Annotated in this window: 22 protein-coding genes; 7 read left to right on the forward strand and 15 right to left on the reverse strand. The window is 59.5% G+C overall.

All coding sequences use genetic code 11. The features are described from left to right. Nucleotides 1-126 precede the first annotated feature (126 nt). The gene (locus N5C09_RS04905) at nucleotides 127-1,248 is read left to right on the forward strand and encodes a YbdK family carboxylate-amine ligase (protein WP_063868913.1); all 1,122 of its coding nucleotides are present in this window, start codon (nucleotides 127-129) and stop codon (nucleotides 1,246-1,248) included. On the opposite strand, the gene N5C09_RS04910 is transcribed toward N5C09_RS04905, so the two are convergent. The 3 genes from N5C09_RS04910 to N5C09_RS04920 all read right to left on the reverse strand — a co-directional run bounded on the left by N5C09_RS04910 (nucleotide 1,199) and on the right by N5C09_RS04920 (nucleotide 8,232). Next, nucleotides 1,199-4,333 carry an efflux RND transporter permease subunit gene (locus N5C09_RS04910; RefSeq protein ID WP_279748570.1) on the reverse strand — a complete coding sequence of 1,045 codons (3,135 nt, stop codon included), beginning with the start codon at nucleotides 4,331-4,333 and terminating at the stop codon, nucleotides 1,199-1,201. The two genes, N5C09_RS04905 and N5C09_RS04910, sit on opposite strands and share 50 nt — an antisense overlap. A 9-nt stretch (nucleotides 4,334-4,342) precedes the next feature. Then, nucleotides 4,343-5,407 (reverse strand): efflux RND transporter periplasmic adaptor subunit, encoded by a 1,065-nt coding sequence (locus N5C09_RS04915; RefSeq protein WP_279748572.1) that lies wholly within the window; start codon nucleotides 5,405-5,407, stop codon nucleotides 4,343-4,345. Between the two features lie 116 nt (nucleotides 5,408-5,523). Then, entirely contained in the window at nucleotides 5,524-8,232 is a 2,709-nt protein-coding gene (locus tag N5C09_RS04920) for a cation-transporting P-type ATPase (protein ID WP_107534856.1), read from the reverse strand. A 488-nt stretch (nucleotides 8,233-8,720) separates the two neighbouring features. On the opposite strand from N5C09_RS04920, the gene N5C09_RS04925 reads away from it, so the two are divergent. Continuing rightward, nucleotides 8,721-8,969, forward strand: a complete 249-nt coding sequence (locus tag N5C09_RS04925; protein WP_063451549.1) for a DUF1158 domain-containing protein — start codon at nucleotides 8,721-8,723, stop codon at nucleotides 8,967-8,969. On the opposite strand, the gene N5C09_RS04930 is transcribed toward N5C09_RS04925, so the two are convergent. The 3 genes from N5C09_RS04930 to N5C09_RS04940 all read right to left on the reverse strand — a co-directional run bounded on the left by N5C09_RS04930 (nucleotide 8,955) and on the right by N5C09_RS04940 (nucleotide 12,189). After that, complete coding sequence (locus N5C09_RS04930) at nucleotides 8,955-10,523, reverse strand: alpha/beta hydrolase-fold protein (RefSeq protein WP_279748573.1); 1,569 nt, start codon at nucleotides 10,521-10,523, stop codon at nucleotides 8,955-8,957. The genes N5C09_RS04925 and N5C09_RS04930 overlap by 15 nt on opposite strands. A gap of 188 nt (nucleotides 10,524-10,711) precedes the next feature. Beyond that, entirely contained in the window at nucleotides 10,712-11,053 is a 342-nt protein-coding gene (locus tag N5C09_RS04935; RefSeq protein WP_063451551.1) for a RamA family antibiotic efflux transcriptional regulator, read from the reverse strand. A 32-nt stretch (nucleotides 11,054-11,085) separates the two neighbouring features. After that, nucleotides 11,086-12,189: a RomA family MBL fold metallo-hydrolase gene (locus tag N5C09_RS04940; RefSeq protein ID WP_193036138.1), complete on the reverse strand. Its 1,104-nt coding sequence runs from the start codon at nucleotides 12,187-12,189 to the stop codon at nucleotides 11,086-11,088. A 191-nt stretch (nucleotides 12,190-12,380) separates the two neighbouring features. Between N5C09_RS04940 and N5C09_RS04945 the strand changes: the two genes are divergently transcribed. The 3 genes from N5C09_RS04945 (at nucleotide 12,381) to nfsB (ending at nucleotide 14,103) form a co-directional block, all read left to right on the forward strand. Beyond that, entirely contained in the window at nucleotides 12,381-12,971 is a 591-nt protein-coding gene (locus N5C09_RS04945) for a TetR/AcrR family transcriptional regulator (protein ID WP_063451553.1), read from the forward strand. Further along, entirely contained in the window at nucleotides 12,961-13,329 is a 369-nt protein-coding gene (locus N5C09_RS04950; protein WP_279748575.1) for an MmcQ/YjbR family DNA-binding protein, read from the forward strand. The genes N5C09_RS04945 and N5C09_RS04950 overlap by 11 nt, the downstream gene beginning before the upstream one ends. Nucleotides 13,330-13,449: 120 nt before the next feature. Further along, nucleotides 13,450-14,103 (forward strand): oxygen-insensitive NAD(P)H nitroreductase, encoded by a 654-nt coding sequence (gene nfsB / locus N5C09_RS04955; protein WP_023324270.1) that lies wholly within the window; start codon nucleotides 13,450-13,452, stop codon nucleotides 14,101-14,103. Nucleotides 14,104-14,139: 36 nt separating this feature from the next. Here nfsB and N5C09_RS04960 read toward each other — a convergent pair whose 3' ends face one another. The 3 genes from N5C09_RS04960 to N5C09_RS04970 form a co-directional block, all read right to left on the reverse strand. Further along, nucleotides 14,140-14,427: a helix-turn-helix transcriptional regulator gene (locus tag N5C09_RS04960; RefSeq protein WP_059357457.1), complete on the reverse strand. Its 288-nt coding sequence runs from the start codon at nucleotides 14,425-14,427 to the stop codon at nucleotides 14,140-14,142. Then, entirely contained in the window at nucleotides 14,408-14,737 is a 330-nt protein-coding gene (locus N5C09_RS04965) for a type II toxin-antitoxin system RelE/ParE family toxin (RefSeq protein ID WP_131636121.1), read from the reverse strand. Before N5C09_RS04965 ends, N5C09_RS04960 begins: the two co-directional genes overlap by 20 nt. 135 nt (nucleotides 14,738-14,872) lie before the next feature. Further along, a complete protein-coding gene (locus tag N5C09_RS04970) occupies nucleotides 14,873-15,742 on the reverse strand; it encodes a helix-turn-helix transcriptional regulator (protein WP_107534850.1) in 870 nt (289 codons plus the stop codon). Nucleotides 15,743-15,849: 107 nt separating this feature from the next. On the opposite strand from N5C09_RS04970, the gene N5C09_RS04975 reads away from it, so the two are divergent. After that, nucleotides 15,850-17,286, forward strand: coding sequence for an MFS transporter (locus N5C09_RS04975; RefSeq protein ID WP_279748576.1), 1,437 nt, complete (start codon nucleotides 15,850-15,852; stop codon nucleotides 17,284-17,286). Nucleotides 17,287-17,353: 67 nt separating this feature from the next. Beyond that, nucleotides 17,354-18,598 carry a mechanosensitive ion channel family protein gene (locus N5C09_RS04980; RefSeq protein ID WP_022647326.1) on the forward strand — a complete coding sequence of 415 codons (1,245 nt, stop codon included), beginning with the start codon at nucleotides 17,354-17,356 and terminating at the stop codon, nucleotides 18,596-18,598. Here the strand turns inward: N5C09_RS04980 and N5C09_RS04985 are convergent, their stop codons facing one another. From N5C09_RS04985 to N5C09_RS05010, 6 genes are all read right to left on the reverse strand, one after another. Then, entirely contained in the window at nucleotides 18,599-19,570 is a 972-nt protein-coding gene (locus N5C09_RS04985) for a LacI family DNA-binding transcriptional regulator (RefSeq protein ID WP_279748577.1), read from the reverse strand. It abuts the gene before it with no gap. 75 nt (nucleotides 19,571-19,645) lie between these two features. Then, nucleotides 19,646-20,788 (reverse strand): Gfo/Idh/MocA family oxidoreductase, encoded by a 1,143-nt coding sequence (locus tag N5C09_RS04990; protein WP_279748578.1) that lies wholly within the window; start codon nucleotides 20,786-20,788, stop codon nucleotides 19,646-19,648. Then, entirely contained in the window at nucleotides 20,781-21,806 is a 1,026-nt protein-coding gene (locus N5C09_RS04995) for a sugar phosphate isomerase/epimerase (protein WP_279748579.1), read from the reverse strand. Before N5C09_RS04995 ends, N5C09_RS04990 begins: the two co-directional genes overlap by 8 nt. 15 nt (nucleotides 21,807-21,821) lie before the next feature. Continuing rightward, complete coding sequence (locus tag N5C09_RS05000; RefSeq protein ID WP_279748580.1) at nucleotides 21,822-23,060, reverse strand: MFS transporter; 1,239 nt, start codon at nucleotides 23,058-23,060, stop codon at nucleotides 21,822-21,824. Nucleotides 23,061-23,349: 289 nt separating this feature from the next. After that, a complete protein-coding gene (gene pheP / locus N5C09_RS05005; protein WP_193032706.1) occupies nucleotides 23,350-24,738 on the reverse strand; it encodes a phenylalanine transporter in 1,389 nt (462 codons plus the stop codon). A 102-nt stretch (nucleotides 24,739-24,840) separates the two neighbouring features. Further along, nucleotides 24,841-26,814 carry a PhoX family phosphatase gene (locus tag N5C09_RS05010; RefSeq protein ID WP_279748582.1) on the reverse strand — a complete coding sequence of 658 codons (1,974 nt, stop codon included), beginning with the start codon at nucleotides 26,812-26,814 and terminating at the stop codon, nucleotides 24,841-24,843. Nucleotide 26,815 lies beyond the last annotated feature (1 nt).

A 26,815-nucleotide genomic window follows, 5' to 3' on the forward strand; every position in this document is an offset into this window, starting at 1 on the left:
AATCGATGGATAGTCAGACATAAGTCACTCCCCTGTTGCAAAGCCTACTATCCGTTATACCACCACGAGACGAGCGCGCCACGCCCATTGTCTATACTCAACACACAACAGACAACGGAGTGCGCCATGCCTTTACCTGATTTCAAATCCTCTGAACCCTACACCCTCGGCATCGAGCTTGAACTCCAGGTGGTGAACCCGCCGGGCTACGACCTGAGTCAGGACTCTTCCGCGCTTATCGCTGCCGTCAAAGACGACATCAAAGGCGGTGAAGTCAAACACGACATCACCGAAAGCATGCTCGAAATCGCCACTGGCGTGTGCCAGACCATCGACCAGGCGGCAGCGCAGTTCTCGGTGATGCAGCAGAGCATCCTGCGCGCGGCGGCGGAGCAGCATATTCAGATCTGCGGCGGCGGAACCCATCCGTTCCAGAAGTGGCAGCGGCAGGAAGTGTGCGCCGATGAGCGCTATAACGTCACGCTGGAGCGCTTTGGCTATCTGATTTTACAGGCGACGGTGTTTGGCCAGCACGTGCACGTGGGATGCCGAAACGGGGACGACGCCATTTATCTGCTGCACGGCCTGTCGCGCTTCGTGCCGCACTTTATCGCCCTCGCCGCGTCCTCCCCCTATATGCAGGGCACGGACACCAGGTTTTCCTCGTCGCGTCTCAATATCTTTTCCGGCTTCCCGGATAACGGCCAGATGCCGTGGGTCAACAGCTGGCAGGAGTTCGAGGGGCTGTTCCGCCGCCTGAGCGCTACCAGCATGATCGACAGCATTAAGGATCTGCACTGGGACATCCGCCCCAGCCCGCACTTCGGCACCGTGGAGGTACGAGTGATGGATACCCCGCTGACGCTCGGCCACGCGATTAATATCGCCGGGCTGATCCAGGCGACGTCTCACTGGCTGCTGACCACGCGGCCGTATAAGCATCAGGAGCGGGATTTTCTCTTGTACCGCTTTAACCGTTTTCAGGCGTGTCGCTACGGGCTGGAGGGGGTTCTGACGGACGTGCATACCGGCGAGCACAAAACCGTGGCGGACGATATCGCCTGGCTGCTGGAGCAGGTTGCGCCGTCGGCCGAGAAGCTCGGCGCAACGAGCGCAATCAAGGAAATTGCCCTGCTGTTAAAGCAGGGCAAGAGCGAGGCGCAGCGCATGCGGGACTTCATCGCCGACGGCGGCTCGCTTATTTCTCTGGTTCAGAAGCACTGCGAGCTGTGGGCGACGAGTCCGTAAGGCCGTGGCCCCACTCGCGCAGGCGCTGGAACAGCACGAACAGCGCAGGGATGAACACAATCCCCACCACGGTTGCCACCAGCATGCCGCTGAACACCGTGGTGCCAATGATGCGGCGGCTCTGGGCACCCGCCCCGGTCGCCAGCATCATCGGCAGGACGCCGATGATGAACGACACGGCGGTCATCATCACCGCGCGGAAGCGGCGCGATGCCCCTTCCCGTGCGGCATCGACAATCGCCATCCCGTCCATCCGCCGCGCGCGGGCGAACTCCACGATAAGAATCGCGTTTTTCGCCGCTAGCGCGATCAGCAAGACCAGACCGATCTGCACGTACACGTCGTTGGCGTAGCCCGCCAGCCACAGCCAGACCAGCGCCCCGCCGATGGCGAACAGCACCGAGAGCATCACGCTCGCCGGCAGCGTCCAGCTCTCGTACTGGGCGACGAGGAACAGCCACGCCATCACCACCGCCGCCAGCACAATCCATACCGCCTGGTTGCCGGTCTGCTGCTCCTGATACGACATGCCGCTCCAGGCGTAGTCGTACCCCGCAGGCAGGCTCTGCGCCAGAATTTCGTCCATCGCCGCCATCGCGGTGCTGCTGCTTACCCCTTCCGCTGCCGAACCGCTTATCGATACCGACGGGAACTGGTTGTACTGCTGAATAAATGGCGCGCCGACGGTCGGCGTGATGGTGACGAGGTTGCTCAGTCGCACCCGCTCGCCGCTGTTGCTGCGCACGAACAGCTCGCTGATTTGCTCCGCGCGCTCGCGCCACTGCATCTCGTTCTGCATCACCACGTGGTAAACGCGGTTGTTGACGCTGAAATCCCCGGCGCGGGTGCCGCCGAAGGCGGTTTGCAGGCTGCTGAAGATGCGCGACACCGGCACGTCGAGCCGGGCAGCGCGCTCGCGGTCAACGGTCAGCGTCAGCTGCGGCACGTTGCTGCTCCAGGTGGTGAACACGCGGCTCAGCTGCGGATGCTGGTTGGCTTTTGCCAGTACCTCACGCGTAACGCGCTCCAGCTCCGCCGGGCTCTGCCCCGCCTGCGCCTGAATGCGCAGGTCGAAACCGGAGGCATTGCCCAGCCCCGGAAGCGTCGGCGGCGCGAAGGTCATGATGGTCGCTTCCGGCAGGGCCAGCAGCTGGCGCTGAAGGGTGCCCATCACCTCATCCAGCGGCGGGCGCTCGCTCCAGTCCTTCAGCATGATGGAGATAAACCCGCCGTTCGACGCGCTGGTGCCGTTGAGGATGTTAAACCCGGAGACCTGAATCACGTCTTCCACCGCCGGGTTTTTAGCGATCAGCTCGCGCGCGGAGGTCATTACCGCTTCGGTGCGTTCCAGCGAGGCCGCCTCCGGCAGCTGGACGCTGGCGAAGAAGTAGCCCTGATCTTCCTGGGGCAGGAAGCCCTTTGGCATCGACATAAAGCTGAACGCCACCACTGCCGCCGCGCCTGCGGTGGCCAGCAGCGCCAGCCACGGACGCCGGTTGAACACGCTCACTATCCGAGTGTAAAGCGTGCGCGTGGCGTCCAGCCCACGGTTGAACCCACGGAAAATCGCGGCAGGCTTCGCCGGACGCGGGCGCAGCAGCATGGCACAGAGCGCGGGCGTCAGGGTCAGCGCCACCAGGCTTGAGAGCGTGACGGCGGTAGAGAGCGTCACCGCGAACTGGCGGTACAGCTCGCCCACGATCCCCGGCAGGAGCGCCACCGGCACAAACACCGCCAGCAGCACCAGCGTGGTGGCAATCACCGGCCCGGCAATCTGGCGCAGCGCCAGCGCGGTCGCCGCCGTGCGGCTCTGCCCTTCCGCCATCAGGGTTTCGATGCTCTCAACCACCACGATGGCATCATCCACCACCATGGTCAGCGCCAGAATAATGGCGAACAGGCTCAGCGTGTTAGCGGAGTAACCGAGCGCGTAGAGCACCGCAAAGGTGCCCACCAGCGACACCGGAATGGCGAGGGCGACAATCAGCGTCGCGCGCCAGCTTTGCAGGAACAGGGAAACAACCACCACAACCACCAGCATGGTCAGCGCCAGCGAGACGCCGATCTCTTTAATGGTGGCGGCAACGAAGGTGGTGGTGTCGAATTTCACCTCGTAGACCAGGTCGTCCGGAAAGCGCGTCGAGAGACGCTCCAGCTCCGCGCGCACCGCGTCGGCCACGCGCAGGGCGTTAGCGGACGGCGTCGGGTAGATGCCAAGATAAGCAGAGTCATGCCCGTTCAGCTGGGCGCCCGAGCTGTAGCTGCGCGAGCCGAGCTCGATGGTCGCCACATCCTTCAGGCGCACCAGCTGGCCCATCTCTCCGGCGCGAATAATGATCTCGGCAAAGTCTTCGGCCTGGCTTAAGCGCCCCAGCCCGTTGATGGTCAGCGTCTGCTGCTGGCCGTTGAATACCGGTGGCGTACCGATCTGGCCCGCCGCCCCCTGCACGTTCTGCTCGCGCAGCGCCTGCGCCACGTCGTCGGTCGTGACGTTCAGGGCGTTCATGCGGTCCGGACGCAGCCAGATGCGCATGCTATAGTCCCGCGCGCCAAACATCTGCACCTGCCCCACGCCCGGCAGACGCGACAGCGCCTCGCGCACCTGCGTGCTGGCGTAGTTGCTGACAAACAGCGGCGTGTGGGTGTTGTTCGGTGAGTAAAGGCTTACCCCCATCATCAGGTTGGTGGCGCGCTTGCGCACCTGCACGCCGTTTTGCTGTGCCTCGGTCGGCAGCTGCGCCACGGCCTGCGCCACACGGTTCTGCACGTCGATGGCGGCGAGGTCCGGATCGGTACCCGCCGCAAAGGTGATGTTCAGGCTGTAGGTGCCTTCATCCGAACTGGTGGACTCCATATAGAGCATGTGATCTACGCCGTTAAGCTGCGTCTCCAGCGGCGTGGCGATGGCCTCCGCTACGTCAGCCGAGCTGGCGCCCGGCCAGCTGGCAGAGACATTCACCACCGGCGGGGTGATCTGCGGGTACTGCTCTACCGGAATGATCCTCAGGGCGATGGCCCCCAGCAGGGTGATGACCAGCGCAATCACCATCGCGAAGCGCGGGCGTTTGATGAAAAACGTCAGCATGATGGCTCCTTAATTGAGTATCTGGACGGCAGCGCCGGGCTGCACGCGCTGCGCGCCGTCGGTAATCGCTCGCTCACCGGTATTCACGCCGGAGGCAATCTGAAACTGCTGGCCGATTTGCCCGGCAATTTTCAGCGGGCGCCTTTCGGCTTTGCCGTCGGCGTTAACCACCCAGGCGAAGAACCCGTCGCCGTTCTGCTGGACCGCGGCGGCAGGCAGCGTCAGCACCGGCTGCTCGCTCGCCGGACGCAGATAGACATTCACGTTGCCGCCGGGCAGCAGCTGATGGCGCGGGTTCGCAAACTCGGCGCGCAGCATCACGCTGGCGGTGCGCGGATCGATGCGGTTGTCCACGGACGTCAGTTCCCCGCCGACGCGCTGACCGTTGCTGTCGATCAGCGCCTGCCAGGCCTGCTTCATGGCGCTGATATCCGCGTGCTGTCCGGCTTTGGTGGCAAACGCGCCCTCTTCCAGCGCAAAGGCGATGCGGATGGGATCGAGCTGCACCACCTCCACCAGCACGCCGCTGGCAGGATTCACCAGGCTGCCCACGTGGAACTGGCTATGCCCCACGCGACCGTCAATCGGCGAGGTGATGCGGGTATAGTTCAGGGTGACGCTGCGGGTATCGAGCCGGGCTTTCGCCTGCTCCAGCGCGGCGCTCGCCACGTCGCGCTGCATGCGGGCGTTGTCCACGTCGTGACGACTGATAGCGTTGCTGCTGCCCAGACTTTCGAAGCGGGAAAGCTGCTGCTGCGCCTGACGCAGCGTGGCTTCGGCGCTTCTCACTTCGGCCTGCGCCAGACGCAGGGCGGCACGCGGCTCGGCGTCGTCCAGCTCAAACAGCACGTCGCCTTTTTTCACGTACTGCCCGTCGCGGAAGTGGATTTTCGTTAACACGCCTTCCGTACGCGCGCGCAGCTCAACGGTGTGAATGGCTTCGATGCGGCCCGGGATCTGGCGCTCGGCGGCATGGGCGGTCTGCTCCACGGTGGCGACGCGAACGGGAATAGCCGCGGCGAATGCGGGTGGCAGCGTGCAGGCGAGGAGTGCGAACAGGAGCGGAAATTTCATGGGAGTACCTCTAATTTGTACCCCTCACCCCGGCCCTCTCCCCACAGGGGCGAGGGTGAAAACCGGGCGGTCCCCTCTCCCCTGTGGGGAGAGGGTTAGGGTGAGGGGGATCTTTGTTATGCAGCCTTACGGAACCTGCGGGTCAGTCGCTTCTCGATTTCGACGACGAAGAACATCACCCCAGCCACCGCCAGCGTTACGAACCAGTAGCGCAGCGGCAGCGCTTCGGTGCCGAACAGCATCTGCATAAACGGCAGGTAGATAATCGCCGCCTGGAGCAGGAACAGTACGCCCGTCACCAGCCAGATCCCTTTGTTCGCCAGCAGGCCGCGGTTCAGGGAGAACCCGTCGGTGTTGCGGCAGTTAATCATGTACACCCACTGGGCGCAGACCAGCATCTGAAGCAGCACGGTGCGGATGAACTCCGCGCTATGGCCGCGCGGGGCCAGCCAGGCTTCAAGCGCAAAGGCGGCGATGGCAATCATGGTGCCGACGAAGGCCACGCGCCATACGGCGTAGGCGTCCATCACGTGCTGCCCGGTCTGGCGCGGCGGGCGGCGCATAATGTTGCGCTCGGCGGCCTCAAAGGCCAGGCCGAAGGAGAGCGTGGCGGAGGTCGCCATGTTCATCCACAGAATCAGCACCGGCGTCAGCGGAATGATATTCCCCGCCAGCAGCGCAATCACAATCAGCAGCCCCTGCGCCAGGTTGGTCGGCATAATGAACAGGATGGTTTTCTTCAGGTTGTCGTAAACGCGACGCCCCTCTTTCACCGCGCTGGCGATGGTGGCGAAGTTATCGTCCGTCAGGACCATGTCCGCCGCCTCTTTGGTCACTTCCGTGCCTTTGATGCCCATCGCGATGCCGACGTCCGCCTGGCGCAGCGCCGGGGCATCGTTTACGCCGTCGCCGGTCATGCCGACGATTTCGCCTTTATCCTGCAACGCTTTCACCAGGCGCAGCTTATGCTCCGGGCTGGTACGGGCAAAGATGTCATATTTCACCGCCGCTTCCGCCAGCTCGGCATCGTCCATTTTCTCCAGCTGATAGCCGGTGACCGCCTGCTCGCTGTTGGTGATCCCCAGCATCTGGCCGATGCTCATCGCCGTCTGCGGGTGATCGCCGGTGATCATCTTGACCCGGATCCCCGCCTGCTGGCAGGCGTTAATTGCATCAATCGCTTCCGGGCGCGGCGGATCCATCATTCCGGCAATGCCGAGGAAAATCAGGCCGTGGCTCAGGTCGTCGTGCGTTAACGCCTGCTCGCCGTTCGCCGGCTTGAACGCCGCGGCGACCATGCGCAGCCCCTGACGCGCATAGCGCTCCATCTCCGTTTCCCAGTACGCGCGGTTGAAGGCTTCCGCGCCGTTGCGCGTCTGCTGCTGGTCACACAGGGCGAAAATCACGTCCGGCGCGCCGGTAATCAAAATCTGCTCCTCACCGCCAATCTGGTAGTGGGTGCTCATATACTTGTACTGCGAGTCGAACGGGATCTTGTTGATAAGGGTGGTCATCACCGGCGCGAGGTGGGCTTTCGCCGCCAGCACCTTCAGCGCGCCCTCGGTCGGCCCACCGGTAATGCCCCACAGGCCGCGCTCGTCCTGAATCAGCTGGCTGTCGTTGCACAGGTCAACGGTGCGCAGGTACTGCTCGAGCACGGTGCCCGGCTGGATCTGTACCGGCTCATCGCTGCCTTCCAGGTAGATATTGCCCACCGGCTCGTAGCTGTTGCCGTCCACGCGGTAGCAGGTATCGGCAGTGATGATGGCTTTGACCGTCATCTCGTTCATGGTCAGGGTGCCGGTTTTGTCCGAGCAGACCACGGTCATCGCGCCCAGGGTTTCAACCGTCGGCAGCTTGCGGATAATCGCCCGCTTGCGCGCCATCGCCTGCACGCCCAGGGAGAGGATGATGGAGATAATCGCCGGCAGGCCTTCCGGTACGGAGGCGACCGCCAGGCTAATGAGGGAGAGCAGCAGCTCGCCCATCGGGATCTCGCGGAACACCAGGCTGAAGACGAACAGCGCAGCCATCATTGCCAGAATAATGGCGAAGATGGCTTTGCCCAGCTTGTCCATCTGCACCAGCAGCGGGGTGCGGTGTTTTTCAATGCCCGCCATCATCTGGTTGATGTGGCCGAGCTCGGTCTCCTGGCCGGTGGCAATGACCACGCCCACGCCGCCGCCCGCGCTTACCGTCGTACCGGAAAAGACCATATTGGTGCGGTCGCCCAGCGGTAATTCGCCGTTAAGCGGGTTCGTGTGTTTATCCACCACCGTGGATTCGCCGGTCAGGATCGCCTCTTCCACGCGTAAATTATGCGCTTCGATTAAACGCATATCCGCCGGAATACGATCCCCTGCGCGCAATACAATAATATCGCCCGGGACGATTTCCGTCGTCGGGATAGTTTCATGGTTGCCGTTACGAATAACGCGCGCCTCGCTGGAAAGCATATTGCGAATACTCTTCAGCGATTTTTCCGCGTTGCTTTCCTGAATGTGGCCAATTAGCGCATTGATGACCGCCACGCCCAGAATAACCAGCGTATCAACCCAGTGGCCCATTACCGCGGTTAATACAGCAGCCGCCAGCAGGACGTAAATCAGCACGTCGTTAAAGTGCGCGAGAAAACGCAGCCAGCCCGGCTTGCCTTTTTTCTCCGGCAGCGCGTTTGGGCCATGCTTTTGCAGACGCGCCTGCGCCTCGGCGCGGTCAAGGCCGCTGGCCTGGCTTTGGGTCTGGGCAAGCACCTGCTCTATGTTCTGCTGGTACGCCTGTCCGCCTGCGGGTGGCATATTCTGTGAGAAATTTTTTTTGGTCATGGTATTTTTCCTTCAATATCCGGTGGTCGGAAGCCGGAATTCCTTTCTGGCTTTAATTAATTCATTTTTAAGACTTGCGGGTTAAATTGATCTACCGCAATATAATGACGACAAGGTTATTCAAAACTGATTTAAATTATTTCGATGCGCTGATTTTTACAAAATATTTCTAAACCAACACTAAACGAGGAGGAACCATGTTTGGTATTTATCGCGGACGGCGCCTGGCGTTATACATTGTCGCAGCCATTGTTATTGCGACGTTAATTGGATATAGCACCTATAGCTTTGTAAAATTATTTTCGTAAGGAAGACGTTTATTTACATTACGCGATATTAATTTAATCGCATCGGCGTTTATATTCTTTTTTGGCTATTTATTCGCAGAATAACGGTGGGCTGTGTCTTAATTTTGCCAGCCGGGATGATATTGCTTTACGTTTCAGGATGCCGGACAATGACATTTTTAACTGACGATTAACATTACGATGAAACACCCGTTAGAATCGCTGATTACTGCGGGGGGCATTTTACTGATGGCCCTGCTCTCCTGCCTGCTGTTACCTGCGCCGTCGCTTGGGCTGGCGCTGGCGCAAAAGCTGGTTCAGACCTTTCATATGGTCGATCTGAATCAGCTTTACACCATTCTGTTCTGCCTGTGGTTTTTACTGCTCGGCGCCATCGAATTTTTCATTCTGCGTTTCGTCTGGCGCCGCTGGTTTTCACTGGCGTCGTAGGCCGGTGAAATCACGCATCCCGTGGATCAGCGCTTCGCACCAGGCCGCGTAGTCGTGGCCGCTGGACCACGGATGGAAACTGACGCGATAGCCTTTTTCCCTCAGCACCTGTTCAAAATCCTTCGTGGTGCGATAGATGCCACCGCCCGGCCCCGCGGTTTCAAACTTCCCGGCCTGTAACCAGAAGCGTACCGGATACGGCGGAGACTGCTGGTACTGACGCGTCAGCCAGCCGGGGGCTTCACCTTTTGGCGCCCACCAGTAGGAGCCGGAAAGACTCAGCACTTTGCCAAACAGCCGCGGGTAGCGTAGCGCCACCCAGGAGGAGGCGATTCCCCCGTAGCTTGACCCCGCCAGCACCGTTTTCTGCCGCTGCATCGCGATGCCCTGTCCGCGAAGCCACGGCAGCAGCTCGTGCGCCATGAAATCGGCGAAATCCGGGTTCGGCGGCAGTTCGTTGCCGCGTCGGGCATGATCGAGGCTGTCGATAAACACCACGTTAATGGGTGGCAGATGGTGCCGGGCAATCAGGCCATCCAGCACGTTGGCAAAACGGTACTCGTCCTGATAAATCTGTCCGTCGAAGAGGATGAGCGTCCAGCGCGCGGGCTGCGCGCCGCGCGGTTTGTAGATCATCACTTCACGGGAATTGCCGAGGATAGTGCTGCTCAGCATCTGGCGGCTCAACGTTCCGTGCACCAGCGGCTGTGCCGTAGCCTGAACGGAGCAATAGCGCGCCGGGCTGAGATCGAGCAGGGAAAAGCGATTCCAGCGATCCGCCTTCTGTTCACCAAAGGTGTTCGGGTTAAGCGGATCGGCCTGCGCGCTCACCAGGATCGCGCGGCGCCTGTCGAGGGCAGAACCTTCCACGATCGGTACATCGGGGGCGAGCTTGTACTGCATCACCGTATCAGCGGGCACGACGTAGCTGCGAAACCAGACGTCGCTGTTGCCCAGGCGGAACAGCGGATCGTGATCCCCCGCCGGAGAGCCGAGGATGAACACGTTATCGCGCGCGCCGCGCCACAGAAAGGTCACGCGCTTATGGCTCGCGTCAACCGGCTCCACCATCGGCGTGCCCTGCCGACGCTGCGCCTGCCAGAACGCCTCGGTACTGCCACCGGCAGAAATAGCGTTTGCCAGCGCCTTCAGCGTCGGGCTTTCAGGCGCCAGCCTCTGTACGCGCGGCAAGGGGGAAGTCTCTTTCATTCGCCACTGAAAACGCCACGGCTTGCCCGCTTCGCCGTGCAGCACCAGCGAGGTGCGCTGTTTCACCGGCAGGGCAAACAGCAGCGTGTGTTCGCCGTCGGCAGGCCCGCCTTCGACCAGCGTGCGAATGCGGCGGTTTTGTCCGTCCAGCAGGCGCGCATCCGTCACGCCGTTCAGCGTGGCGGAAACGTAATTTTCACCCAGCTCGGGCAGCAAAAAGCAGACTTCGCCGCTGGCATCAAACTTTCCCTGAACATCCCCCAGCAGGGACGACTCCTCGCACGTTGCCGCCACCGCGGGCAGCGCGCCGATCCCCACCAGCAACCCACTCCATACGCTCTTCATTACCGCTTGTTTCCCAACGAAATTTGGCATCAACGCTAATGCAAATGGTAATAATTTGCAATATCACCTACAGCGTTTTACCGGTGATGTCAGGACGATCGCAGGTGTCGGCATGGGCTACAACGGCAGCGAGGCAATAAAAAAGCCGGGTGGCGGCTACGCCTTACCCGGCCTACATGCCGTCAAATTTAATGTGTCTGGCTGTGATTTTCTTTGCGGTACGCGCCGGGCGGCTGGTTGAAGGTGCGGGTGAAGATGCGCGTAAACGTCTGCTGCGAGTCAAAGCCGTAGCGCAGGCAGATGTCGTACACGCGTTCGTTTGATTCACGCAAATCGCGCGCCGCCATCAGCAGCTTGCGTTCACGGATATAGCGCCCCAGACTTTCGCCTTTGTATTGCATAAACAGCCGCTGTAAATGCCACTTTGAGTAACCCGCGTGGCGGGCAATCTCTTCGATACGTAACGGCTGGTGCAGGTTGTCATCGATCCATTCGACAATCGTATCAATGACCTGAGCGGAAATCGTCATACTGCTCTCCCCCTCTGATTCTCGCTTAAACATTATTCCCACCACTCGCGAAATTTTTGCGTGGAATCACTCACCCGGACAGGCTCGCCCAGCTCCGGCGTCAGCAGCCGGTAGTTTTTATCCTTACTGGCTTTCGCCAGCTGGATCAGCGGATCGTTCCAGGTATGTTTCGCCAGCACAAAACGCCCGTTATGGCCCGGTACGATCGCTTTAGCATTGAGATCTGCCGAGGCCTGCGCCGTTTCTGCCGGATGCATATGGATGTACTTCCAGTCCTGGTCGTACTGGCCGTTTTCCATGATGGCTAAGTCAACGCCGCCAAACTGCTCGCCAATCGCTTTGAAGTGCGGGCCGTAACCGGAGTCTCCGCTGTAGTAAACCTTCCGCTCCGGGGTGACAAACATAAAGCTGCCCCACAGGGTCTGGTTACGCTTAATGCCACGCCCGGAAAAGTGGCGTGCGGGCAGCACGTGAACCGTCAGCGCATCGCTGATGTGCACAGACTGATTCCAGTCCCGCTCGTCAATTATGTCCGGGTTCATGCCCCAGTAGCGCAGGTGTGAGCCCACGCCGAGCGGCGTGACCACGCGCTTCACCTTCGGCAGCAGCGCCCTGATGGTGGCGTAATCCAGATGGTCATAGTGATCGTGAGAGATAATCAGCAGGTCGATCTCCGGCATGCTCTGTGCGTTCCACGGGTACTCCCCCGCAAACGCTTTATTGAGGAAGGAGAACGGCGCGGCGTAATTCCCCAGAACCGGATCGATCAGGATGCGCTTTCCCGCCAGCTGCATATACCAGGAGGAGTGGCCGAGCCACACCAGCGTGTCCTGTTCAGGCGACAGGCTGGCCAGTTCGGTTTTCACCAGCGGCAGCGGCTGAGCAGGACGGGCGTTTTCGGTTTTACGGGTAAGAAACTGCCACCACGCCACCAGCATATTTTGTTGCCCGGTAAAGCCCGGCGTAGGGAGCGTGTTGTGGAATTGCCCGTCGCGATAGTGCGGGGAAGCTTCCACTTCAGAGAGCTGCGCACCCTGCGGCGGCTGACCAAATCCGGCATTCAGTACAAACGGTAAACTCGCCGCTGAAGCAATTATCATGACTAACACCACGCAGATGAATAGAGGCTTTTTCATTTCCTGACCCGCCAACGCGCCCCTTCCGATGGTTTGCGCGGGTGACACTTGATTATGAGTGAGTAAGCACTCATTATAGATAGGATGCTTACGCCGTCAAGAAGGTTTTCGATCTTTGACATTCCGCGTTGCAGCGTAACAAAGCACGTGTTTCAATCAGGGCTTTTACAATTGACGGGAGGAAAAATTTAGTGGCACGTCCGAAGAGTGAAGATAAAAAACAGGCCTTACTGGAAGCAGCAACCGCTGCATTTGCGCAGTCAGGTATTGCCGCCTCAACGGCGTTAATTGCCCGTAATGCGGGCGTCGCTGAAGGGACGCTGTTTCGCTACTTTGCTACCAAAGACGATCTGCTGAATGCCCTCTACCTGCATCTGAAGCAGGATCTTTGCCAGACCATGCTGGCGAACCTCGATCGCACCATCACCCTGCCGAAAGAGCACACCCGCAATATCTGGAACAGCTATGTGGACTGGGGTATTCGTAACCCCGTGGCGCATGCGGCTATCCGCCAGATCGGCGTCAGTGAAAAGCTGAACGCGGAAACGGAGCAGGCGGTAAAAGACATGTTCCCTGAGCTGCACGAACTGTGCCGCCGTTCGATTCGCCAGGTATTTATGTCCGACGAGTTTAAGACTTTCGGTGATGCCATGTTCTTATCGCTGGCGGAAACCACCATGGAGTTTGCTACCCGCGATCCGTCCCGTGCCGTCGATTTTAAAGCGCTGGGCTTTGAGGCCATGTGGCGCGGGCTTGCTGAGGAGGATAACGATGGACGGTAAAACGTTGCAGGCGCACGCAAAACGCGTCGCACTGGAGATGCCCTTCACCGAACATTGCTGGCCGTTTGGGCCGGAGTATGACGTGTTTAAGGTGGGCGGGAAAATTTTCATGCTGATGGCGACCGTACGCGGTCGGCCCCACGTCAGCCTGAAGTCCGATCCGGAAACATCGCTGCTCAATCAGCAGATCTACCGTGGCGTGGAGCCCGGCTACCATCTCAACAAGAAGCACTGGATTTCCGTGTACGGCACCAACGACGTTACGCCTGAGCTGGTCACCGACCTGATTACGGACTCGTGGAACCTGGTCGTCGACAAACTGCCGAAAAAAGACCAGAAGCGGATACGCCCGACCTGATTGTTCGCCTGAGGCGAACAGTATAAGCGCTCGAATCGCACTTATCTTTTCCCGCTTCGCGCGGTAATCTGCTTTCCTTCCACGCCCGCCTACGGGCGAATTTCAACACCAGGAGTTGTTATGGATATTATTTCTGTCGCCCTGAAACGCCACTCAACCAAGGCGTTCGACCCCGCTAAAAAACTGACCGCAGAAGAAGCGGAAAAAATCAAAACGCTGCTGCAATACAGCCCGTCCAGCACCAACTCGCAGCCGTGGCACTTTATTGTTGCCAGCACTGAAGAGGGTAAAGCGCGCGTGGCAAAATCCGCGGCGGGCACTTATGTGTTCAACGAACGCAAAATGCTGGATGCCTCTCACGTAGTGGTGTTCTGCGCGAAAACCGCGATGGACGATGCCTGGCTTGAGCGCGTTGTCGATCAGGAAGAAGCCGATGGCCGTTTCAACACGCCGGAAGCCAAAGCCGCGAACCACAAGGGCCGCTGCTACTTTGCCGACATGCACCGCGTGGATCTGAAAGATGACGACCAGTGGATGGCGAAGCAGGTTTACCTGAACGTCGGTAACTTCCTGCTGGGCGTGGCCGCAATGGGCCTGGACGCGGTGCCGATTGAAGGCTTTGACGCGGCTATTCTTGATGAAGAGTTTGGCCTGAAAGAGAAAGGCTTCACCAGCCTGGTGGTGGTCCCGGTCGGGCACCACAGCGTGGAAGATTTCAACGCCACGCTGCCGAAGTCTCGTCTGCCGCTGAGCACGATTGTGACCGAGTGCTGATCGCTTCTTGCACGCCGGATTCCGGCGTGCAAGTTATTAATAGAGCGTAATCTGCGGATGCTTCACCCCACACACCATCGCATAACGCGTTAATGTATCGAGACTCGCCCGGGTAATATTCGCTTCCATTCTTGATACCGTTGGTGCGCTGACGCCCATCCGCTCCGCCACCTGGGCGCGCGTCAGACCAGCATGATTGCGCCATTGCGCCAGCATCTCTCGCAAACGCTCCTTGCGCTCTTCTGCATCAAAGGAAGCCTGAACCTCTGAATCGCTTAACAGTTCAGCCCTGAGTTCATCCCAGTCAATAATCTTCTTGCTCATCTAACATCTCCTGTTGTCGCTTCAGTGCCAGACGAAGTTCAGCAGAGGGCGTTTTTTGCGTCTTCTTGATAAACACCCGCAGCAGAAAAATTGTCTTTTCTCGCTGATAGACGTAGATCCCACGCGTGTGGATCAGCCCGACGGTTCTGATTTCAAACAAACCATAGGGTAAGGGTTTGCTGACAGGCTCTCTCAGTGCCGTCGGATTAACGCATAGTTTATCAAGCTGGCGAATCAGCTTCGCCTGTACCCCCGCAGGCAGGGAGAGGATCTCATCCCTGACCGCCTTATGAACGATAAGTCTGAACACGTTACTCATCCCTGATATTAGCATATAAGGCAATTTGCATTAAAGGCTAATTTTGCCTTTCATGACTCACCTTACCTGCTTTTAACAGTCAGTACCGGATCCGCATTGATTCCCTGAAAGCGCCTCGCAAAAAACTTATTTCCCCTGCCCGGCCAGCCACGCCATCGCCCGCTCTCCCGCCTCATCCACAGGTAAATAGACCAGCAGCCGCGATCCGTTTCGCGGCGCGGAGTACCAGTACATCTGCTGGAGATGGAAATCACCCAGTTCTGGATGGGTAAACAGCTTGAGCTGATTCTCCACGCCGCGCACGTCGTTGCGCTGGTGCCACAGGGTTTTGAACTCCTCGGAAACCGCGAAAAAACGCGCCAGCTTCGCTTCCCAGAGCGGGTCGCCCCGGTGTTCGGCCATTGCCGCGCGGAAATAGGAGACGAAAATCGGCAGCACGTCGTCACGTTTGCCGAGCCGCGCGCGCCACGCCGGATGGGTGAGGAAGAGATAAATACAATTGCGATCTTCCGGCGGTATGGCGTTGAAATCGACGCCCATCAGATGCCCGAAGCTGTCGTTCCAGGCCACGATATCGAAATTCGGTTTCTGAATGCTGGCGGGTTTTGGCATCAGCGTATCCAGCAGGCGACGCGTGCCTTCGCTGATCCCCTCGCAGCAGACCGCCTGCGGGGCTTCACCCGGCGGCAAACCGGCGAGCACAAAAAGATGTCGGGCTTCGGTTGGGGTGCATTGCAGCGCTTTTGCGATGGCGGCCATCACCGCGCTGGACGGGTTGACGTCCCTGCCCTGTTCCAGCCAGGTGTACCAGGTGACGCCGACGTCCGCGAGCATCGCCACCTCCTCGCGGCGCAGGCCCGGCGTGCGGCGGCGGCCGCTGCGCGGTAAGCCGAGGCGTTGCGGGTCAAGGCTTTCACGCCGGGCACGTAAAAAGGCGCCCAGCTGCTTGCGGGTGTCATCCTGGAGAGAGGTGACAGGTTCAGACATCAGCGCCATAAAATCTCCTGCATGGTAGTGCCAGTACCAGTATAAGCAAGAACTGGTACCCGTTTATCAGATGGTTGATGCTACGACTCTACGCTGTTTGACGCAATGGAGTCACCATGAATACGTCAGTTGTTTCACCGGGTCGTGCGGGCCTGATACTGCTGTTAACCGGCCAGATGCTGCCGCTGATTGATACCTCAATCACCAACGTGGCGCTGGATTCCATCACCCAGTCGTTACACGCCACTGCTACCGAACTGGAGCTGATTGTCGCCCTCTACGGCGTGGCCTTCGCCGTCTGTCTGGCCCCCGGCAGCAAGCTGGGCGATAACCTTGGCCGCCGTCGTCTGTTTATGTGGGGCGTGGCGAGTTTTGGCCTGGCCTCGCTGCTGTGCGGCATGGCGGGCAATATTGAACAGCTGCTTGCCGCGCGCATTATTCAGGGTGCGGGCGCCGCGCTTATCATGCCGCAAATTCTTGCGACGCTGCATGTCACGTTAAAAGGGACGGCACACGCCAAAGCGATCAGCCTGTTTGGGGGGATCGGCGGGATTGCGTTTATCGTCGGCCAGATGGGTGGCGGCTGGCTGGTGTCGGCGGATATCGCCGGGCTGGGCTGGCGCAACGCCTTCTTTATCAACGTGCCGATTTGTCTGGTGGTGCTGGCGTTAAGCCGTCGCTACGTCCCGGAAACCCGCCGCGACACGCCGTCGCGCATTGACTGGACCGGAACCGTCCTGCTGACGGCGATACTGTGCTGTCTGCTGTTCCCGATGGCGCTCGGCCCGCAGTGGCACTGGTCCTGGCCGCTTAAAGTCGCGCTGCTGGCGATTGTGCCGCTGGCCGGGTTAATGGTGCTGAACGCGCGCAAAAAAGAGCGTGAGGATGCCCACCCGCTGATTGCGCCGCGCCTGTTGCAGCTGCGCAGCATTCGCTTTGGCGTGCTGATTGGGATGCTCTTTTTCAGCGTCTGGTCCGGGTTTATGTTCTGCATGGCGCTGACCATGCAAAGCGGTCTGGGGATGGCGCCGTGGCAGTCCGGGAACAGCTTTATTGCGCTCGGCGTGACCTATTTTATCTCTGCCTGGTTCGCCCCACGCCTGATTGCCCGCTACAGCACCAGCGCCATCCTGCTGACCGGGCTTGCGATTCAGCTGGTCGGCCTGGTGGCGCTGATCGCCACGTTCCGCCACTGGGGAATGCACAATACCGCGCTGACGCTGGCCCCGGCTACCGGGCTGGTGGGTTACGGGCAGGCGCTGATTGTGAACAGCTTCTACCGCATCGGGATGCGCGATATCCAGCCTGACGACGCAGGGGCCGCGAGCGCGATTTTAAGCACCCTGCAACAAGCTGCGCTGGGGCTTGGCCCGGCCATTTTTGGCGCAATTTTGCTGCACGGACTGCACACTCATCACGGCGATTACACCCAGGCGGTCAACGTCTTCCTGATGGTGGAAACGGTCATGATGGTGGTGCTGGCGCTGGCCACGCTGCGCATGCGCCATCGCCTGAGTTTACCGGTCGTCAAGGCCTGCCCGACGACAAAATAAAACAGCCTGAATTTGCATAATAGATCCGCAGCCGCCATTATGGGGCTGCATCAATACAGGAGACGTTATGCAGGAATTAATTGCTCAGGTTGAAGAGTTAGGGATTGAAATTAATCACACCACCTCTTTAGTGATTATCTTTGGTATTATTTTTCTTACCGCCATCATTGTTCATTTTATTCTGCACAAAGTGGTGCTGCGCGCCTTCGAGAAACGCGCGCAGGCCAGCAGCCATTTATGGTTGCAGATCATCACTCAGAACAAGTTATTTCACCGTCTGGCGTTTACCCTTCAGGGGATAATCGTCAACGTTCAGGCGGTACTGTGGCTGCAAAAAGGCAGCGAAGCAGCGGAAATGCTCACCACCTGCGCAAAGCTGTGGGTGATGGTATATGCCCTGCTCTCTTTCTTCTCGCTGCTGGACGTCATATTCAATCTGTCGCAGAAAATGGCCACCGCGTCGCAGCTGCCGCTGAAGGGGATATTCCAGGGCATCAAGCTGGTGAGCGCCATTCTGGTGGGGATCTTAATTATCTCCCTGCTGATCGGCCAGTCTCCCGCCATTCTGATAAGCGGCCTGGGTGCAATGGCTGCCGTTCTGATGTTGGTATTCAAAGATCCGATCCTGGGCTTAGTGGCCGGCATCCAGCTCTCCGCCAACGACATGCTCAAGCTCGGTGACTGGCTGGAAATGCCGAAATACGGCGCCAACGGCACGGTGACGGATATCGGCCTGACCACCGTTAAGGTGCGCAACTTTGATAACACCATTACCACCATCCCGACCTGGGCGCTGGTCTCTGACGCGTTCATCAACTGGAGCGGCATGTCCGCCTCCGGTGGCCGCCGCATTAAGCGCAGCCTGAATATCGACACCACCAGCATTCATTTTCTTGACGAGCAGGAGCAGCAGAAGCTGATTCAGGCGAAACTGCTGAAGCCCTATCTGGCCGCGCGCCATGAGGAAATTAACCTGTGGAATCAGCAAAACGGGGAAGGAGAATCGGTATTAAACCTGCGCAAGATGACCAATATCGGCACCTTCCGCGCCTACCTGAATGAATATCTGCGTAACCATCCGCGTATTCGTAAAGATATGACGCTGATGGTGCGCCAGCTGGCGCCGGATGCCAACGGGCTGCCGATTGAAATATATGCCTTTACCAATACGGTCATCTGGGCGGAATACGAAGATATTCAGGCCGATATCTTTGACCATATTTTCGCGGTAGTGGATGAGTTTGGCCTGCGTATTCATCAGTCACCGACCGGAAACGATATTCGCTCGCTGGCAGGCGTTATTGCCAGATAATCAGGCGCTGGCGCGGGAAATAAAGCGCCAGCCCATCATCACCCTTTCCGTGGGCGCATCCGGGTTGTCGATTTTGTTTAAAAGAAGATTGACCGCCTTGCGCCCGATATCCCGCGACGGCTGTTCGATGGTGGTAAGTGAAATCATGTCCGCCAGCTCCGTACCGTCAAAGCCGACCAAGGCAATATCCTCCGGCACCCGCAGACCTGCCTGCTGAATGGCGCGCAACGCCCCCGCCGCCAGCGTATCGGAAACGGCAAATACCGCATCTGGCGGATTTTCTTTTAACAGGTTTTGCATCGCCGCCATGCCCGCTCTGGAGTTGAGCTCACTGGCGTACTCCACCGCCTGATAGTCCAGACCCCGCAGGTGGATCACGCTCTTATAGCCGCGCTCGCGCAGACGGGCATATTTGTAGCTGAGGTCGTGGTTGATCAGCGCAATGCGTTTGCGTCCCCCGTCGGCCAGCTGGCTGACAACGTGCTGGGAGGCATCGACATCGTTTATCCCCACGCAGGAAACCGCGCCCGCATCCGCGTATTCGGCGCACTGCACCCACGGCGCAGAACCAATCAGCGCCGCCAGTTCCGGCAGTTTTGAAAATGCATCCATGGTGATGATGCCGTCGACGATTTTGCCCGACAGCAGGCTTAAGCCCGAGCGGGAGCGCTCAATGTCCGAGCCGGAGTTGCACAGCAGAATGCGATAGCCGTTCTTTTCCGCCTCGGCTTCGATGCCCTTCACCACTTCGGCGCAGAACGGATTAGCGATGTTCGAGACCATCACCAGGATCATATAGCTGCGGGCGGTGCGCAGCTGACGCGCCAGCAGATTGGGCTGATAGTTACTCTCCTGGATCGCCTGCAAAACACGCTCGCGGTTTTTCGCCTTCACGGTATCGCTGTTGTTCAGCACGCGGGAGACCGTTGCCACGGAAACCCCGGCCAGCTGAGCGATTTTCTGAATTGACATAGCGACGATACATCCTGCGGTTAGCGTTTTGTGCAGGCTATCATAAATTCGTTGCCCGGCGAACCGGGCAGTGCATCAACGTTCCACGCGCACCCAGCGCTGCTGCTGATGGCTTTTCACAATAGCATCAATGATATACATCACGTTTGTGCCATCGTGGAAGGTGGCAAACTGCGCCGCCTCAGGCATTACACCGGCCTGCACGGCGCGGTAGAACTGCGCCATCATATTTTTGAAGGCGTCCAGCCAGCCTTCAATATGCCCGCCGGGGAAGTGGGCGCTGTCGGCCACGTCACGGTTCATCAGGCCTGGATCGTCGGTGAGCGTCTGGTTGGCCTGCGCGCGATGGCCGATCCACAGCTGCTGCGGGATCTCCTGATCCCATGCCACCGACCGCTCGCTGCCGTTGATTTCAAAGGTCAGACGGTTTTTTCGCCCGGCGCTTACCTGCGAGACGCTAAAGCTGCCTTTGCTGCCATCGTCAAAGCGGAACAGTACCGAGCCGAAGTCTTCGGTCGTGACCGGTTTGTTTTCATACTCCGCCTGCTCGTCATGGGAGAAGGTCTGATGACCGCCCGCGCTGGCCTTGCGCGTCGGCCAGACGATGGATAAATCAGCCATCACCTCGGTAATGCGCCTGCCGGTCACATACTGCACCGTATCGCACCAGTGGGAGCCGATATCCGCCACCGCCCGCGATGCGCCGCCGAGCGCGGCATCCACCCGCCAGTTGTAATCGGTTTCCAGCAGCATCCAGTCCTGGAGGTAGCTGCCGTGTGAGGCAAAAATCCGCCCGAGGCTGCCCGCGCGCATCATGCTCGCCGCCTGACGCACCATCGCAAACTGGCGATAGACGAAGCTCACGCCGTGCATCACGCCCGCCTGCTCCGCCAGCGCCACCAGCTCGCGCGCCTCCTCAGGCGTCATGCACAGTGGCTTTTCGGAAAACACGTGCTTGCCCGCGCGCAGGATCTGGCGGTTAATCTGTGCGTGCAGGTGGTTCGGCGTGCAGTTGTGCACCACGTGCAAATCAGGGTGCGCGAGCAGCGCCTCAACGCTGCCGTACGCGTGCGGTACGTTTAGCAGGCGCGCCTTTTCCTGCGCCTTAACGAGCGAGCCGTCGCACAGCGCGACCACCTGGACAAACCCGAGGCGCCTGAGCGCCTCGATATGTGCCGGGCCAATAAACCCGCTGCCGACGATCCCGACGTTAATCATGGCTGTCCCCTGCGGCGAAATCGTCAAACGCCCGTCCGGAAACGGGAATGATGTGGCGGCGGATAAATTCGCTGCCTTCACTCGCCCCGGTATCGCCGTCCTTCAGGCAGCACTCCCACTCCAGCACCGCCCAGCCGTCATAGTCGTACTGGGTCAGCTTGCTGAAAATGCCTTTGAAGTCGATCTGCCCGTCGCCGGGCGAGCGGAAGCGTCCGGCGCGGTTGATCCACGGCTGGTAGCCGCCGTACATGCCGCTGCGCCCGCTGGGGCGGAACTCGGCATCCTTCACGTGGAACGCTTTAATACGCGCATGGAAGATGTCGATAAAGGCCAGATAGTCCATCTGCTGGAGCAGCATATGGCTTGGATCGTAGAGGATGTTGCAGCGCGGATGGTTGTCCACCAGCGCCAGAAAACGCTCGAAGGTGACGCCGTCGTGCAGATCTTCCCCCGGATGCAGCTCAAAACAGACGTCCACACCCTGTTCGTCGAAGGTATCCAGAATTGGCCGCCAGCGATCCGCCAGCGCCTGGAACGCCTCCTGAAAACGCTGCTCGTTGTGCGGCGGCCACGGATAGAAAAACGGCCACGCCAGCGAGCCGGAGAAGGTCGCGTGCGCCTTCAGCCCTAATCTTGCCGAGGCGACCGCCGCCTGCTTCAGTTTTTCGGTTGCCCACGCCCGGCGCGCCGCCTCGTTACCGCGCACGGCGGCGGGCGCGAAGTGGTCAAACGCCTCGCTGTAAACCGGGTTCACCGCCACGAGCTGCCCTTCCAGATGGGTCGACAGCTCGCTGATCGCCAGCCCGTGCGCAGCCAGCTTTGCGGTGATGTCGTCGCAGTAGGCCTGGCTCTCTGCGGCTTTCTCCACGTCAAAGATGTGCGGATGGTTGCAGGGGATCTGCACCGCTTTGTAGCCCTTCGCAGCCGCCCATCCGGCCAGCCCGTCAAGGGTGTTGAACGGCGCGTTCTCGCCAATAAACTGCGACAGAAAAATGCCGGGTCCTTTCATCGTCCTCATACCACCTCCTGAACGTTACGCCTTATCATCGTCATACTTAAACGTGAGAAGGAAAATCAGCGCGATCGCCGCGGCCGCCACCGCCGGGATCCACCAGAATGTTACCCACGCCTGCGGCACGGTCTGCCCTGCCACCAGGCGGTTATAGAGCGCGCCGGAAATCTGCGAGCCGAGCAGCATGCCGATGCCGTAGGTGAACATCACGATCATGCTCTGGGCCTGGCCTTTCACCTTTTCGCCCGCCACCCGGTCGGTGTAAATAAAGCCGACGACAAAGAAGAAATCGTAGCAGACGCCGTGCAGCAGAATGCCGAGATACAGCAGAATGCGCCCTTCCTCGCTGACGCCCAGCGCGAACATGGCGTAGCGCACGAACCACGCCAGCATGCCGATCAGCAGCATGACCTTCACCCCCAGACGGCGGAACAGCAGCGGAATGATCAGCATGAAGACGATCTCGGACATCTGCCCGAAGGACATGGCGGTGCTGACATCGGCAATTCCCGCATCCGCCAGATACGAGGCGGTGTAGGCGTAATAGGTGCCGAGCGGCACGGAGATCAGCATCGCGCAGACGGAGAAGACGAAAAAGTGGCGGGTTTTGAGCAGCGCGAACGCATCCGCGCAGAAGAGATCCCGCACCTTCACCGGCAGGCCTTTCGCCGGTGCAGGCGTGTGCGGCAGCGTCAGGCTGTAAAGCGCCAGCAGCACGGAGCTGGCCGCCGCCACCTGAAAGATGGTGACGCTGGACGCCACGCCGGTGACGCCGATGAAAATGCCCGCCACGATCCAGCCGATGGTGCCGAATACGCGCACCACCGGGAAGGTTTTATCCACGTTCGCCAGGCTATGGAACGCGATGTTGTTGGTCAGCGCCAGCGTCGGCATGTAGCAGAGCGTGTAGCCAAACAGCAGGCCAATCAGCAGCGCGCCGTTCTCGGCAATCAGCGCCCCCGGCACGAACCAGAGGATCGCCGCGCCCGCGAGGTGCATCACCGCCATCACCTTCTGCGAGGCGAAGAAGCGGTCCACCAGCATCCCGAGCACGAACGGCGAGAGAATAGAGGCGATGGGCCCGGCGGAGAACGCATCGCCAATCAACAAAGACATGTTGTACTGGGTCATCACCAGGCCGAGCGTGACCGACCAGCTACCCCAGATAAAAAATTGCAGAAACATCATCAGCGACAGCCGCGGCACCAGCAGCCGGTGCTGTGTTATCGCCTTTTCACTACCGTCAGTTGACACCATCATAAGCCTCGCCCGAAAAAAGTAATCGATTACAAAACGGTTCATATGAAAAGTAATCGATTACAATTCAAAGATCCTGCGGATCAAAACAGAATTGGGAGGAGGGTCACGATAAAGGTGAAGGGGGTGCCGGGTGACGGCTGCGCCTTACCCGGCCTACAAAATAACGTCCCCGGACATGTAGGCCCGGTAAGCGAAGCGCCACCGGGCGTGAAGGCGGGTGCGGTCTGGTTGGGTGCGGTCTGGTGCCCTCACCCCGGCCCTCTCCCACAGGAAGAGGGAGAAAGCCGCGCTACTTTTTGCGTGAAAGCTTAAAGGCAACAAACAGGAACACCACCCATACCGGCAGCAGCATTGCTGAAAGTCGCATCTCATCCATGGTGCACATCAGCACCAGAATCAACGCCAGGAACGCGATACAGAGATAGTTCCCCGCCGGATAGAGCAGCGCTTTGAACTGCGTCTCGCGTCCCTTACGGCGCATCGCCGCGCGGAAACGCAGGTGCGCGAGGCAGATCATGATCCAGTTCAGCAGCAGCGTCGCCACAACCAGCGCCATCAGCAGACCAAAGGCCTCTTTCGGCAGCAGGTAGTTGATCAGCACCACCAGCGAGGTGATAGCGCCAGAAAGAAACAGCGAATTGACCGGTACGCCGCGACGGCTGACGCGGGTGAGGAACTTCGGTGCGTTGCCCTGTACGGAGAGGCCAAACAGCATACGGCTGTTGGAGTAGACCCCGCTGTTGTACACCGACAAAGAGGCCACCAGAATGACGAAGTTCAGCGCGGAAGCCACCACGTTGCTGTTCAGGTCGTGGAAAATCATCACGAACGGGCTGCTGTCGGACTTCACTTCCACCCACGGGTAGAGCGCCAGCAGCACCACCAGCGAGCCGATGTAAAACAGCAGAATACGGTACACCACCTGGTTGACCGCTTTCGGAATGCTTTTGTGCGGGTCGCGCGCTTCAGCAGCAGTGATGCCAATCAGCTCCAGACCGCCGAAGGAGAACATAATGACCGCCAGCGAGAGGATAAGCCCTTTCCAGCCGGTCGCCAGGAAGCCGCCGTGCTGCCACAGGTTGTCGATGGTGGCTCGCTCGCCGCCGTGGCCGGAGAACAGCAGCCACAGGCCAAAGCCGATCATGCCGATAATTGCCAGCACCTTAATCAGCGCAAACCAGAACTCGGTCTCACCATACAGGCGCACGTTCACAAGGTTAACGGCGTTAATAATGATGAAGAAGGCCGCCGCCCAGATCCACGTGGGCACGTCCGGCAGCCAGTACTGCATGTAGATGCCAGCGGCGGTCAGCTCCGCCATGCCCACCAGCACGAACATCACCCAGTAGTTCCAGCCGGAGAGGAAGCCTGCGAACGGGCCCCAGTATTTATAGGCAAAGTGCGCGAAGGAGCCGGACACCGGCTCTTCAACGACCATCTCGCCGAGCTGGCGCATGATCAGGAAGGCGATGATCCCGGCGATGCCGTAACCCAGCAGAACCGCCGGGCCGGCCATCTGAATGGCGGGGCCGATGCCGAGAAACAGCCCGGTACCGATTGCGCCGCCGAGGGCAATTAACTGAATATGTCGATTTTGCAAACCACGTTGCAGCGTCGGATTCTGATCCGACGAAGCTTCAGCGCTACCATGGCCTGAAGCGGATGACGCGTCTTTCACGCCCTACCCCTGTCTCTTTTTTAGAAGGGGCACGTTTTAACACTTCATGCTGGTGGTAGCAAGCTTAACGCCGGGCCAGCGCATGCGCCCGGCGCGTAAACGTCACGAGCCGATGATCCCGCCGTCCGCTTTGACGATCACCACCGTGGACGATCGCGGGCGTCCGTTCGGGCTGGCGTCCGGCCAGTTTGAGACAGCGCGAGGATTGGCCGGGTCGGTAATATCATCCCCGCCCTCCCCCGGATGCTGAATGTTGATAAACAGCGTGCGGTTGTCCGGCGTAAACGCAATGCCGGTGATCTCACACCCGCGCGGTCCGGTCAGGAACCGGCGATACTCGTTGGTGCCCGGAATGGTCGCCACCATCTGGTTATTGCCCATCCCCTCGTACGCTTTCTTATTAATGGTGCTGGAGGAGACATCGGTCTGGATCCACAGCACGCCCTGGTGATCGAACGACAGGCCGTCGGGGCTGCCGAATTCCGCGCCCTGCATGGAGCCTTTGGCCTTCGGGTCGTCGCCGTCGGTACGCCCGGCCATAACCAGAATATCCCACTTAAAGCGTGCGGCAGCAGGATCGGCCCCGTCTTCGTGCCAGTGCATGATATGCCCAAACACGTTGTTGGCGCGCGGGTTGGCGGCATCCACCGGCGCTTTCCCCTCTTTCCCGCGATCGCTGTTGTTGGTGAGCGTACAGTAGACGCTGCCGCTGGCGTGCGGATCGACGGCGATCCACTCGGGGCGATCCATCTTCGTCGCGCCCACCGCGTCGGCCGCCAGGCGGGTTTTAATCAGCAGATCGCCCTGGCTTTCAAACCCTTTGCTTTTATCCAGGCCGTTTTGCCCGAAGATCAGCGGCAGCCAGTCGCCGCTACCGTCCTCGTTGAACCTGGCGACGTACAGCGTGCCGGACGTGAGCAGCTGCATACTGGCTTCCCGGTTCGCGGGATCGTATTTTTTGTCCGAGACAAACTTATAGATGTACTCGAACTTCTGATCGTCACCCATATAGACCACTACGCGATTATCGGCGGCGAGCGTGACGGCAGCCCCCTCATGCTTGAAGCGTCCGAGCGCGGTGTGCTTGCGTGGTGTGGAGGATGGGTCGTAAGGATCGATCTCCACGACCCAGCCGAAACGGTTAGGTTCGTTAGGCGTTTTATCGACGCTGAACCGCTCATCCACTTCGTTCCAGCGGTAGGACTCATCGCTGTCGCTGATGCCGTAGCGTTTTTCCAGCGGATTGAGATCGGCTTTTTTCACAAAAATATCCGACCAGTTCTCCTCGCAGGTGAGGTAGGTGCCCCACGGCGTATGGCCGTTAGCGCAGTTTTGCATGGTGCCCAGCACGCGCTCCCCCTGCGGGTCGGCGGCGGTTTTCATTAGGTCCTGATGCCGCGCCGGACCGGTAAGCTGCATCGGCGTATTGACGGTAATACGGCGCGCGAACGAAGACGGACGAACCACCTCCCAGCCGCTGCCCGCTTTTTTCACTTCCACCACCGACACGCCCATCGCGTTCTGCCCCTTACGGGCTTTGTCGAGACTCCAGTTCGCCGTACCGTCGGTAAACAGCATCCCGTTGTCGATGTATTCATGGTTCATCGCCAGCAGGCCATGCTCCGGGCTTTGCCCCCCCTGCGGCAGGCTAAACCACGCCATGCCGTCGTGATGCATGCCCGCCTGCGCGGCCTGTTCGTCCGTGGTGTTGCTGGCGTCCGGCTTAAAGGCCGGCATGTTGTCTTTGAGACCCGTCGGATCGCCCCAGCGATAGAACGGGCGGGCAATATAGCCTTCCGGCACCCTGACCGTATCTTCGGTGGAAACAGAGATGCTGGTAAACCCAAGCGACACCGCTTTTGCCAGCGCGGACGGTTTTGAGACCGCGGCAATGGCGTTCTCAGGTTTGATCAGAAACGGGAATGATACGGCAGCCCCCGCAACGGCCCCCATCTGGAGAAAACGGCGGCGGGAGAGGAACACCTCCGCAACCTCGGAAAATACCGGGTTAGCGCTGCGGTTACTGATATCGTCTTGATGTTCTTTTTTGAAAATAGATTTGAGGGGTCTGCCCATA

The sequence above is a fragment of the Enterobacter sp. GD03975 genome, from assembly GCF_029838645.1.
GTDB classification, from domain to species: Bacteria; Pseudomonadota; Gammaproteobacteria; order Enterobacterales; family Enterobacteriaceae; genus Enterobacter; species Enterobacter quasihormaechei.